This window comes from Niallia sp. M35, assembly GCF_050971705.1.
Classification (GTDB): Bacteria; Bacillota; Bacilli; order Bacillales; family Cytobacillaceae; genus Niallia; species Niallia circulans_A.
The window spans coordinates 293,171-306,623 of record NZ_JBPCEP010000002.1; the positions used below are offsets into that span (position 1 = coordinate 293,171).

The window sequence follows — 13,453 nt, forward strand, 5'->3', positions numbered from 1 at the left end:
AACCATTCCAAAACAGATAAAATGCTTCTTTTTAGTAACAAAATAATTTTAATACTACTTGTTTTAATCGTGTTATTACCATTACTTTATATTTTATTGGCTTCTTTTTTAGACCCCAATGTACTGCTTAGTAAAGGATTTTCCTTAAATCCATCTAATTGGAGTTTGGAAGGCTATAAACGGATTTTACAAGATGAATTAATGATAAAAGGATTTATCAATTCAGTCATCTATTCATTAGGTTTTACAATTGTCACAATTGTTATTACGATATTTGCTGCATATCCACTTTCTCTTGATGGATTTAAAGGAAAGAATATAATCATGGTTTTCTTTCTTATTACGATGTTCTTTAATGGCGGGTTGATTCCTACCTATTTAATAGTAAAGGATTTAGGAATGCTTAATACCATTTGGTCGATTATTTTGCCTGGAGCAATTAGTGTCTGGAATATTATCCTAGCACGAACCTTTTTTAAAGGGCTTCCAAAAGAGCTGTTTGAGGCAGCAAAAATTGATGGTGCTTCTGAATTAAAAATATTTCTAAAAATAGTATTGCCTTTGTCTAAACCAATTATTTTTGTAATCGCTTTATATGCCTTTGTTGGGCAATGGAATTCCTACTTTGATGCAATGATTTATTTAGAGGACCAAGAATTACATCCATTGCAGTTAGTGTTACGTTCCATTCTGATTCAAAATCAAGTTCAGCCTGGAATGATTAATGATCAATTAGCAATGGCTGAGTTGAGTAAATTAGCGGAAAAAATAAAATATGCATCTATTGTTATTTCAAGTTTACCACTTCTAATTATGTATCCATTCTTCCAAAAATACTTTGAAAAAGGTGTTATGGTAGGATCTTTAAAATAATTTAAATAAAAGCATATGGAGGGTTCATTTATGGGGAAAATCAATAAGCTTCTTTCCACTTTTATTGTTGCCGGTCTTGTTCTAACAGGTTGCAGTGGTGAAAAGACAAGTAAAAGTGCTTCAACAGAAGATTTAAAATTAACTGATGTTACATTTCCTTTGAAAGAGAAAGCAACACTTCGTTTTATGACACAAAGCTCAGCTTTGGCACCAACCGACCCGAATGAAAAGCTAATCTATCAAAGATTAGAGGAGCAGACAGGTGTTCATATTGATTGGAAAAACTATACGAAAGACCAATTTGTGGAGAAGCGGAATTTAGCGTTGGCAAGTGGGGAGCTGCCAGATGCCATTTTAGATGCTGCTTTCAGTGATTATGATTTATTGAAATATGCAAAGGATGGAACCATCATACCAGTTGAAGATTTAATTGATCAGTATATGCCTAATTTTAAAAAGGTGCTGGAAGAAGCTCCAGAATATAAATCGATGATTACAGCGCCAGATGGACATATATACAGTTTTCCTTGGATTGAAGAGCTTGGCAGTGGAAAGAGCCGCATTCAAGTAGTTGATTGCCTTCCTTGGATAAATGTAGAATGGCTCAATAATTTAGGGCTGGAAATGCCAACAACAACTGAAGAACTGAAAGAGGTACTTCTTGCGTTTAAAACACAAGATCCAAATGGTAATGGAGAAGCAGATGAAATACCATTATCTTTTATTGTGAATCAAGGAGGAGAGGACCCAGCTTTCTTATTTGCTTCCTTTGGTTTAGGAGATAACTGGGATCATACGGTTGTTTCCAATGAAGGAAAAGTTATTTTTACTGCAGCAGAAGAAGGGTATAAAGAAGCGTTAAAATTCTTTAATGAACTAAATGATTTAGGTTTAATTGATGTAGAAGCATATGAACAAGATTGGAATAAATATGTAGCGAAAGGAAAAGATTCAAAATACGGTCTTTACTTTACATGGGATAAAGGAAATATTAGTGGCATGAATGATACCTATGATGTAATGCCTCCATTAGAAGGACCAAGTGGTGAAAAAAATGTGGCGCAAACAAATGGATTTGGTCTTGATAGAGGAAGAATGGTTATCACAAGTGCGAATAAGAATTTAGAGTTAACCGCAAAATGGATTGATCAACTGTATGAACCACTGCAATCTGTTCAAGATAACTGGGGAACATATGGGGATACGAAACAGCAAAATATTTTTGAATTTGATGAGAAAGCTGGTATGTTAAAGCATCTTCCGCTAGAAGGCGCAGCACCAGTTGAAATAAGAGAAAAAACAAATATCGCAGGACCATTGGCTATACTAGATGAGTATTATGGCGTGTACACAACAAAACCAGAAGATGCTGCTTGGCGATTAAATATTTTAGAAAAGAATATGGTTCCTCATATTAAAGCAGAGAACTTTTATCCACCAGTGTTTTTCTCACTAGAAGAGGCAGATGAAAAGGCAAAAATTGAAACAGATCTATTTGCTTATGTGAATAGAAAAAGAGCTGAATGGATGAGTAATGGAAAAATTGAAGAAGAATGGGAAGATTACTTGAAAGAATTAGAGAGACTAGGTCTAAGCACTTGGTTGCAAATTAAGCAGGATGGCTATGACAGAACAGTAAATTAATTGGAGGCATGACATTGAAGATTACTAAACTCGAAAAATACAGACCAGCATTGCATTTTTCCCCTAAAAAAAATTGGATGAATGATCCGAATGGGTTAGTGTTTTTCAAAGGAGAATATCATTTGTTTTATCAGCATAATCCACATGGCAGCACATGGGGGCCAATGCATTGGGGGCATGCAGTCAGCAAAGATTTAATCGTATGGGAGGAATTAGAGATAGCTTTACATCCTGATGAGAATGGAACCATTTTTTCAGGCAGCATAGTTGTGGATTGGAATAATACAACAGGCTTTTTTAACGATGAACCAGGGTTAGTGGCTATTTTTACCCATCACTTGGAGCCAGTTCATGGCAAGGAGGCTGTTCAGACACAGAGTTTGGCATATAGCTTAGATAAGGGCAGATCGTGGATCAAATATGACGGGAATCCTGTACTTGCTCACCCTTCTAAACCCGATTTTAGAGACCCTAAAGTTTTTTGGCATAAAGAGTCCCAAAAGTGGATGATGGCTTTAGCTACAGGGCAAACCATCTCTTTCTATTCCGCTCCAAATTTAAAAGATTGGAAGTTTGAAAGTGAATTTGGAGAGAATTGTGGTTGTCACGAAGGGGTATGGGAATGTCCAGACTTATTTGAGTTACCAATAGACAATTCAAATGATAAAAAATGGGTGCTTATTGTCAGTATTGGCGATAATCCTCAATATGATGAAGGGTCGCGCACGCAGTATTTTGTTGGTTCATTTGATGGAAAGGAATTTATGCCAGAACATGAAGAAATAAAATGGCTGGACTATGGGAAGGACAACTATGCTGGAGTGAGCTTTTCTGATATCCCTGAAGCAGATGGAAGACGAATTTATCTAGGCTGGATGAGTAATTGGCGTTACGCTAATCAAGTTCCCACAGAAGGATGGAGAAGTCAGATGACTCTCCCTAGAGTGCTAGAATTGCGAGAGGAGAAGGAAGAGTATTATCTCGTCCAGCATTTAGTGAGAGAATTAGATACCTATTTTGAAAGAAAAGAAGAAAGAACAGACACAATCATTACAGCCAAAGAAAGCACTGTTTTTGAAGTGGATGATGAATACACAGAGATAATCCTATCCTTAAAGAATATAAATGCAAATAAGTATGGATTAAAGATAGAACATACAGATTTACAGCATACAACCATTACTATTGACGTTAACGAAAATGTACTGAGTCTGTCTCGTGAAAAATCTGGGATAGTTGATTTTTCTGATAACTTCCCTAAATTGCAGCGAGTTTATCTGGAGGATTCTCAATCACTTGATCTACGAATAATTGTAGATTCTGCCTCCTTAGAACTATTTATCAATGGCGGAGAGCAAGCATTAACAAGTTTAATTTTCCCTGATAAAGTAAGCAAACGGGTATGTTTGTTTGCAAAAGATGGGGAAGTGAATCTAGTATATGGAAAGGTATCTGTTCCTTCTAAAAATTGATATATAACCGAAAGCCAGGGGATTGAATGAATCTATCCTCTGGCTATTTTATACGAAATTCAATGGAAAAAAGTTAGAAAAGTGGTGTAGAGATATGAGCGATGTAACAGCGTTAGGAGAAATTTTAATTGATTTTACTCCCCAAGGTGAAAATGAACAAGGGTTTTCTATGTTTGTTGCCAATCCAGGTGGGGCTCCGGGGAATGTTCTAGTGGCTTTATCCTGTTTGGGGCTGAGAACAGAATTTATTGGGTGTATAGGGAAGGATCATTTTGGGGAATTACTCGTTTCCACTTTACAGAATAAAGGAGTGCAAACAAATGGAATTGTTTATTCCCCAATAAAAACGACACTAGCATTTGTGCATATTGATCATCAGGGGGATCGTTCATTTGATTTTTATAGACAGCCTGGTGCAGACATGATGTTATCTAAAGATGATGTGGATTTATCATTAATAGCAGATGCAAAAATATTCCATGTAGGATCAATATCCATGACAAATGAGCCAGCAAGAGAAGCAACTTTATTAGCATTAAATTATGCAAAAGAACAGCAAAAGATTATTTCATTTGATCCAAATCTTCGTCCATTACTATGGCAAAGCTTAGAGGAGGCAAAAGAACAAATCGAAGTAGTCTTGCATTTTGCAGATATAGTCAAAGTTTCGGAAGAAGAATTAGCATTTTTAACGGATACAACAGATATTTTTTCAGGAGCAAAGCAGTTATATAAAGAGTTTCATTTACGGCTGCTTTTTGTAACAGTGGGAGATAAGGGAAGCTATGCATATGGAGAGGATGGCTTAGTATTTGTCCCAGGAGCAGCTGTAAAAGCTATTGATACAACTGGATGCGGAGATGCATTTCTTGCTGGCGTTCTATATGAATTATTAAAGAGGGATCTATTGAATTTTAAAATAAGCGAAGATATATTAAAGCAAATATTGAATTTCGGAAATGCGATGGGAGCATATGTGGCAACAAATAAAGGTGGAATTCCAGCCATGCCTACTCTTCACCAAATCGAAGACTTTATAGTAGTCAATAAAAAGGAAAAAAAATGACGTTAAAAAGGAGGAGAGGGGGGATTTCAAATTGAGAAAAAGAATATTAACGGCTGTTTTGTCTGTTACATGGCTATTAACGGGCTGTAGTATCAACCAAATGGGAAAGGAAGAGAAAAATTTGGATGGCTTGAGACCGGATAACATGGAAGCTGCCACTTCCGATTATTATACAGAATTGTATCGACCCCAATACCATTTTTCAACCCCTTCTGGAAACTTAGCTGACCCTAATGGACTCATCTATTTTGCGGGAGAGTATCATCTGTTTCATCAAAAAAATGGTAATTGGGCACACGCGGTGAGCAAGGATTTATTACATTGGGAACATTTGCCGATTGCATTAGAACATGACCAATTAGGGCAAGCATTATCTGGAAGTGCTGTGGTGGATTGGAATGATTCCACAGGATTTTTTGAAGGGAAAGCCGGGTTAGTTGCCATCTATACAAATACAGAGGGAGGAGAATCCCAAAGCATTGCTTATAGTAAAGATAATGGGAGAACATGGGAAAGATATAAAGGAAACCCGGTTATCCCAAACCCAGGAATAAAGGATTTTCGTGATCCAAAAGTATTTTGGCATGAGAGCACTAAAAAATGGGTAATGGTTGTTTCGACAAATCAAAGTGTGACGTTTTATCGTTCTGATAATTTGATTGACTGGGAGTTTCAGAGTCAATTTGGGGATAAGGAGGGATCTCATGCAGCTGTATGGGAGTGTCCTGATTTATTTGAATTGCCTGTAGATGGTGATGAGAATAAGAAGAAATGGGTATTGCAAGTTAGCGTTGGAGATAATGAAGAAACAAATGGATCAACTGCTCAATATTTTATTGGAGAGTTTGACGGAACAAAATTTATTAATGATAATGCCCCAGAAACTATTTTAACAACAGATTTTGGGCAAGACTTTTATGCGGCTCAATCCTTTTCTGATATCCCGGAAAAAGATGGGCGCCGAATATGGTTAGGCTGGATGGCGAATTGGAGATATCCTTATCAATCGCCGACAGAACCATGGAAGGGATCTATGTCAATTCCACGTGAACTATATTTGAAAACCGTTAAGGATGGAAATATTAAATTATTTCAAGAACCGGTTAGAGAGTTAGAAAGTTTACGTGTCAATCATATTGCTATTGATCCTATGGAGGTAAATGGGGAGCAGGCAATTGCTGACTTTTCGGGTACTACTTATGAATTTGAAGCTGTGCTGGAATGGGAAAACGTAGAGGAATTCGGTATTCGCGTTCGACAATCAGAGGACGAAAATACGGTTATAGGTGTAAATACAAAAGAGAATAAACTATTCTTAGATAGATCTCGTGCTGGGTTAGAAACGATATTGGATCGAAATGGGAATCCATTTCAATTTGGGAATAACCATACAACTACTTACCCTATTGAGGAGAAGCGAATAAAGATTAGAGGATTTGTTGATGAATCTTCTGTTGAGGTGTTTATAAACGATGGGGAATATGTCTTTACGAATTTAATCTATTCCCAGCCTACGAGCAACGGGATAGAGCTATATACAAAAGGTGGAAGCATGAAGGTTGCTTCACTAGAATTTTATCTTTTATATTCAACATGGAGAGAGCGCCCAAAGGAAGAGGAAGTCGAACGTATAGTAGTAAGTTCGGAATATTTAACTCTTAAAGAAGGAGAAATCCAAACTATTAAAGCGATTTTAAAGCCAGATTGGATTAAGAGCAGTTCTCCTTTTAGTTGGGACATCGCTGAACAAGACATAATCGATATAACGGAGTCTACTGACGAAGGAAAAGGTATTTTCGTTAAAGCATTAAAACCAGGCGTAACAAACATACAGGTTAAGCATCCTGAAACGGAACTTACAAAGGAAGTAAAAATAAGGGTAATAAAATAAAAGAGAATGAAAGCATTATACAGTATGTAAAAGCACTTCTCCCAAATAAGGAAAAGTGCTTTTACATATTGTTTCTAAATAGAGGGTACTTAAGAAAAAATGCCATCACTAAATAGGGTAGACTCTACAGTAGATATGGTAAAAGGCAAGCTGACAATTAGTGAAAAAGGATATTCGGTTTTCTGGCTTTGGAAAGAGTGGCAATTCCATTAATCTAAGTGTGTAATCGTCATATTCTTAAAGATTGCTGTCCCGCCATCTGAATACAACGTGATGCCTTGATCAACTGCGTGAGGAAATATTAAATTCGATTGCACAACCTTCCCATCATCTACAAAAACCTCGATACTACTTTTATCAACAAGGATCTTTAAATGTACTTGTTTTTGTTCAGCAGGAAAGGGTGCTGTACTTTCTGAATGTGAATTCTGCTGATCTGGATGTTCGGTAAAAGAACGATCTACATACGAGTAGTTATCTTTTATAAATATTCCTACATTCACATATCGCGTTTGATCAGAAGATTCTCTAAGTCTTAAACCGACATTATCTAACTCTGTCCATGAGATGTCTGTCTCTAGTTGATAAATTTCTCCTGTCATCTCTAGTTGCTTTTGGCCATTTACTTCTATTTCCTTTAGATAATCGTTCGTCTTGGCTAGGTTGTTGTATGCTTCGATTGGTTGGGAAGCTAAATAATAGGAATTTTCCCCATTATTTTTTAATTGAATTTGTCGCACAACAGAATCCATTCCATTAAAGCCTTCTTGTAATGTAGGGGTATTGTCGGCATAATTCCAATTATTCATCCATGCAAAAGCATATCTTTTTTTGTAATCATCACTATTGCTTCCATCCTCAAATGTCACTCCAGCATACCAATCTAAACCATAATCAAGCCATTGGGGTTCTGGATGATCAGCTGTAAAATGCTTTCCATCAAAATGACCAATCCAATAAGCATAAGTATTAGGCTGATTCTTTGTTTTTCCATTTGCGCTCGCACCAAGCACCCATTTGAAGCTCCCATCATTTGTCTGCATATAGTAAAGGTCCGGACATTCCACAATTCCTATATCGTTTGTGAAGAAATCGCTGAGATATGTCCAATCTTTCAGATTAGAGGATTCATAAAAACCAACCTTTGTTCCTTCTGCCATTAACATTATCCATTTACGATACTCTTTTGACCAAATGATTTTGGGATCACGAAAATCATCGGTTCCGGGGTTTTCCATAATAGGTGTATCGCTAGATGAAGTGAATGTATTTCCATTATCGAGGCTATACCACAAGAACTGTTCTTGTTTTTGCTGATTAGCTGACGGCTGAGTGACGATTGCGATAAGTGCTCCATATCCAAATCCGGCAGTATTTTCCTTATCAACAACGACAGAACCTGACCAAGGGTCTCCATTTTGATTCGTGTATTTTGGAATGGCAATTCCTTTATCCTTCCAGTGCACTAAATCTTTTGATATAGCATGTCTCCATTCTGTACCATTACCATCAGGATAATCACCATTGTAAAGATAATAATAATGATAGTAACCATCTAAATAGATTGGTTTTTGCGGGTCGTTTTTCCACTTGTCCGGAGTAGTAAAATGGTATTTGGCACGATAGGATTGACCATCAGAAACAACGGTCTTTTCTTGCTGGTCTACTGTTTCAGTAAAAACCTTAGTGATTTGATGCCAAAATAAGAGGATGCCGACAAGTATAATAAGGCATAAGAGAAATAGGACTTTCTGTGTGTGCTTTGCTGGTTTCTTCAAGTAATATCACCGCGCTTATCCTGTATTTTTTGCTATTGGTAAAAGAGGGTGGGACAAAGCAAAATAAATAATGGATAAAGACGAACAATCTCTAATTTAGTGGTGAATCCAATTCGTTCCATTGCGTTACAGACACTCCATTTCACTCCGTTTTTAAAGAGTATTTCGTTCCAACATTTTTTTCAAAAAGAAACTAAATGGAGCAGACTGAATACACGGAGACTCCTATGGGAGCTGCGAGAAGTCCAAGACCCCGCAGGAACGAGGAGGCTTGGCGCTCGCCCCATGAAAAGCGAAGTGTATTCAGTCTGCGGGTGATTACCACACACCTTTTTTCTTCAATAAATAAAAATCCCAAACAATTATACCAATCCTTTTTAGTATGAATGTATAATTGTTCGGGTTATATTAAATTGAAATACTTTTATCCCAACCTCGTTTTTTTATTTATTTTATAGTGATTTGACCTTGTTCTAAAATGCTATTTTTTACTACAGAAGTTTTATTGCCTTTAATTTTTAATAAAAAGCTTGGAGCAAAAGTGGATTGATGATCTTCAAATAATCCTCTATTTGTCATATAGCTTGTAACAACTACATTGTCACTGTTCTTTTGTGGAATCGCAAAATGAGCGTAGTTCCATGTAACATCATTTGGATCTAGATTTTGATGTAAGACAATACCTGTTTTGTTTAAAGGTTTGTATGGTCCAGTAATAGAATTAGCTACATATCCTAATAGGTAAATATCTTTGTCGTTAATCCCATCAATAGTCATTTTTGATCCTCTAGAACTTGTAAATAGATACCATTTTCCGTCTTTTTCAAAGATATTCGCACGTTCAATTTCATCTGTAACAGTGTTGGAAGCAATTAACGGCTTCATTTCTTTTTTTAGTGTATAGTCATCATTAATCTCAATAATTCCTAATGCGCCATTTGCTAGTGTTGCTAAATTCTTTTTCGGGCTTTGTAATAACTGCTCTTTTTCTGTTCTGAAAAATTTAGTGTTGCCCCCATAATAGATTTTATTAAATAATGATTCTTCTCCTTGATAGCCATAATCTGTTCCTGTATTAGCTTCAAATACAAGATATTTATGTCCATTGTCTTCAACGTAGTGAGGATCTCTTAATGTATGGTTATCTGCATAATTTCCGCCTGAAAAAGCTTGATCAACTGTTTGATATACAGATCCATCTCCACCATCATAGATGGATTTATGATCTTCCACCCCATCAATTTTTAATGTATTTGCATCTAGTTTAGATACATTAACTTGGGCAGTAGTTAATGTTTGTTTTCCAAAAAATCCATGATCAGGATCCCAGCCTTGACGATTTGTATAGAACAAGCGAATTTTGCCATCAGAAGTGAAAGTGGCTGAACCAGACCATTCTTCTGCTTGATTGTTTAAAATAACATCATTGGTAGCGTATTTATCGCTGTCTTTAAATACTCTTCCTGCATTTTTCCATGCATCAATGGAATTATCACCAATTTTTTTATAGAACATGTAAATAAATGTGTCCCATCCTCTATCAGGATCTCCAGCTAATCCAAATACTATTTGATAGCCATTATATTCTGCAACTGTTCCATCTGCATTTTGTAATGGCCATGTATCCCAGACATCTAAATCAATCAAATTACCTTTTTCATCATAGCCCTTTGCTGAAGGGATGTTTTTGATCGTTGATTCATCAAAAGCTGGCACTTTAAATTTAGAATCGTTTTGTTGTTCCGTCATTTTTTCCATATCGAATCGAGTGATATGTGAAATACCATAAGATTCTTTGTGGTCTAACTTTTCTTTTTGTTTTGCAAAAGCTAGTGATCCACTACCTCCCAATAAAATAGCTGCACTCAATGATACGACTGTTGCTTGTTTAGCAAGCTTGTTCAATTTCATGCTTTACCTCCTAGAATGTGTTAGATGAAACAAAAGATAAGGACAGGGCAAAGCTGCTGATTTATAAAAACAAAGCAGCAAATACACCGTGTTTCTAATAAAATTATAGGTTAATCTACTTTCTGCGCATATGGCATAGATTGATAGAAATCTAGTCTTATATTGATATAAGATAAATCGAATATACTAGAGGATGTAATAGAAGAACGGGACCTTCTTCCTTATTTCAGATAGAGAGAATGAATGTCTGCAAAAACACAAAAAATCGCTCCCTGCAAAAGGAAGCGATTAGAAGGCAGGAATTAGTGCGAAGACGAAGCGGTAGCCTTTTCCCATGACTTTTGAAATTCTTGTAGCAATTGATCTCGATTTAGCTGTTTACCTACGTATAATTGCATAGCTAATCCAAATTCTTCTCGTGCACTACCAGGAAAGGAAAACCAATTGGCTCTAAGGGTTTTTCCTGTTTGATAGTAGTTCATAATTTCCATTGCAAGCGGTCCTAAATGGTGTGCCTCTATATGGTCAAAAGCTGGAATGAATTTAAATTGTTCAGTCATAAAGGACTTTCCTTGCTCTGAAAATACCATCCAGTTTAGAAAATTTTTGGCTGCTTTTTTCCTTTCAGCAGATGATTGCTTGTTAACTACCCAATAATTAGAAACGTTAACAACGATTGCGTCAGCTGGTTCCTCGTTAATAGGGATTGGCAGGAATCCAATGTTCATGTTCGGTGATTGCTGATCAATCATTGGCTGAATCCAATTGCCTTGTTGGATCATCGCAGCTTTTCCCGAAGCGAAGAGGTCAACTTCTGTATTATAGTCCGTTGTTAGGGGATTTTGGTTTCCATATTTGATGGTAGTATCAAGTAAAGAAATAATATCTAAGAATTTTTGATTGTTCGTAATTTTTGTGGTTCCCTTGTTTAGTTGGGCAATAAATGCTTCAGGATTATCTTGTTGTGCAAATGCAATATTTAAGAGATGATCACCAAGCTTCCACTCTTCATAGTATCCAGTTGCAAAGGGCGTAATACCGGCTTCTTCTAATGTTTGTGCTGCTGCCTGTAACTCAGATAACGTTCTAGGAAGCGTATGAATTCCTGCTTTATGGAATAAATCTTTGTTATATATGAATCCATATCCTTCTATGTTAAGGGGCATTCCATACACTTTGCCATCCATTGTTACTGGTTTCAAGGTGTCTTTGTATGCATGAGAAATCCATGGTTGATCAGATAGATCTTCTAAATAATCACTCCATATCTTCACATTGTCATACCCTGTATTTGTAAAAATATCAGGACCATTCCCCGCTGCAATTTGAGCTTTCAAATCAGCAAGATCATCAGCAGCACCACCTACAGTGTGAACCTGAATATCTATATTTGGATGTTCGCGTTCATATGCCATCACCATTTCTTCAAATTGGGTAGAAATTTCTACTTTTGGATTTCGGATAGTTAGTGTGATGCGTTCATCGGCTGTTTTTCTTTCGCTTGAGTCTTCTTCTGATTTTGGCTGACAAGCTGAAAGTGCAACAATCAACAATCCTGCAATAAGCCATGTGAATGTCCACTTTTTCATAATTTCACTCCTGCTATTTCACTCTCAATTATTATTGATGGTGGTATCTACTTTGCGTCCAACGTTTTCTGACAGTTTCTGTACTCAAATGGCGTTAAACCAACCATTTTTTTAAATAATTTTGAAAAGTACTTTTCATCTTGATAACCGAGTAATAAAGCAATTGCATAAATGTTTTCATCTTTTTCCCGAAGCAAGAATTTGGCTCTGTCGATTCTAAGCTTCATAATATATTTGGATAAAGGCATCCCTGTTTGCTGTTTGAACTTTCTAGAGATATGCTCGCGACTTAAGAAAAATCGATTAGAAAGTTTTTCTAAACTTAATTCTTCCATATAATAAGTATCCACGTATGAAACAATATCCTGCATTCGCTTGGCATCGTCTATATCATTTAAACGGTGAATCGTCCGGTAATTTTGTTCTTCCACTGCCTTTTGCATCGATTGATAAGACTCATGGATTTTTCCTAACGATAGAAGGGACATTCCATTTACGATGCGGATAGGGATATCGAATTGCTGAATAATCCATTCTTCAACAGACAACCATTGTTGGCTAGTGGTAATTACTAAGCAAAGGCTATGATCATGTTGAAGGGTAAAAGCATTTCCTATTCCTTTTTCGATAAGTTGATCGGCAAGTAATTGGATATATGGCTCAGAATGGTGCATCTGATAAAAAGAAATAAGCGTTAGTTCATACTCAACTGCATCGGGAAGACTAGAAGCAAGCTCTATTAAGTCAAATTCTTCTCCCATACAGGCTTGTGTAGCCAATTGATTCAAGCGCAGTCTTTTGGCGTCTTCTAAAACACCTGCATCTTTATTCTCAGTTATCCATGATTGTACTGCTTCTGATAGAGTATTGTTTAAAGATTCAGCTTCAATCGGTTTTAATAAATAATCAAAGCTGCTGCACTGGATTGCTTTTCGCATATAGGTATAATCGTCAAATCCTGTAATCAGAATAACCTTACCAGAGTAAGAAATGGAATCTAGCCACTCAATTATTTCTATTCCATCCATTTTCGGCATCTTCACATCTGTAAAGATAATTTCCGGTTTTTGTTTTTGGATGATTTTTATCGCTTCTTCTCCATTGCTAGCTTCTAAGATGGTCGTAATTCCGTGTTTTTTCCATTCACCAATATAGCGAATAACATATCGTACATTAATTTCGTCGTCTATAATAAGAACTTTCAAATTGAATGAGCCTCCTCGAAAAGA

The 13,453-nt window shown here is 36.4% G+C and carries 9 protein-coding genes; 5 read left to right on the top strand and 4 right to left on the bottom strand.

The genetic code is table 11. The features are described 5' to 3' along the window. Positions 1–21: 21 nt before the first annotated feature. The 5 genes from NiCM35_RS03480 (at position 22) to NiCM35_RS03500 (ending at position 6,946) form a co-directional block, all read left to right on the top strand. Positions 22–873 carry a carbohydrate ABC transporter permease gene (locus NiCM35_RS03480; RefSeq protein WP_095332219.1) on the top strand — a complete coding sequence of 284 codons (852 nt, stop codon included), beginning with the start codon at positions 22–24 and terminating at the stop codon, positions 871–873. 30 nt (positions 874–903) lie between these two features. Continuing rightward, entirely contained in the window at positions 904–2,517 is a 1,614-nt protein-coding gene (locus NiCM35_RS03485) for an ABC transporter substrate-binding protein (RefSeq protein WP_095332213.1), read from the top strand. Between the two features lie 14 nt (positions 2,518–2,531). Then, entirely contained in the window at positions 2,532–3,989 is a 1,458-nt protein-coding gene (locus NiCM35_RS03490) for a glycoside hydrolase family 32 protein (RefSeq protein WP_095332215.1), read from the top strand. A gap of 94 nt (positions 3,990–4,083) precedes the next feature. Further along, a complete protein-coding gene (locus tag NiCM35_RS03495; protein ID WP_206426411.1) occupies positions 4,084–5,055 on the top strand; it encodes a carbohydrate kinase family protein in 972 nt (323 codons plus the stop codon). A gap of 31 nt (positions 5,056–5,086) precedes the next feature. Continuing rightward, positions 5,087–6,946: a glycoside hydrolase family 32 protein gene (locus tag NiCM35_RS03500; protein ID WP_433778625.1), complete on the top strand. Its 1,860-nt coding sequence runs from the start codon at positions 5,087–5,089 to the stop codon at positions 6,944–6,946. A gap of 209 nt (positions 6,947–7,155) precedes the next feature. Here NiCM35_RS03500 and NiCM35_RS03505 read toward each other — a convergent pair whose 3' ends face one another. From NiCM35_RS03505 to NiCM35_RS03520, 4 genes are all read right to left on the bottom strand, one after another. Then, complete coding sequence (locus NiCM35_RS03505; RefSeq protein ID WP_217279858.1) at positions 7,156–8,724, bottom strand: glycoside hydrolase family 32 protein; 1,569 nt, start codon at positions 8,722–8,724, stop codon at positions 7,156–7,158. A 447-nt stretch (positions 8,725–9,171) separates the two neighbouring features. Beyond that, complete coding sequence (locus NiCM35_RS03510) at positions 9,172–10,635, bottom strand: glycoside hydrolase family 68 protein (protein ID WP_095332225.1); 1,464 nt, start codon at positions 10,633–10,635, stop codon at positions 9,172–9,174. A 302-nt stretch (positions 10,636–10,937) separates the two neighbouring features. Next, entirely contained in the window at positions 10,938–12,224 is a 1,287-nt protein-coding gene (locus NiCM35_RS03515; protein ID WP_433778628.1) for an ABC transporter substrate-binding protein, read from the bottom strand. A gap of 47 nt (positions 12,225–12,271) precedes the next feature. Next, the gene (locus NiCM35_RS03520; RefSeq protein WP_095332229.1) at positions 12,272–13,429 is read right to left on the bottom strand and encodes a response regulator; all 1,158 of its coding nucleotides are present in this window, start codon (positions 13,427–13,429) and stop codon (positions 12,272–12,274) included. Positions 13,430–13,453 lie beyond the last annotated feature (24 nt).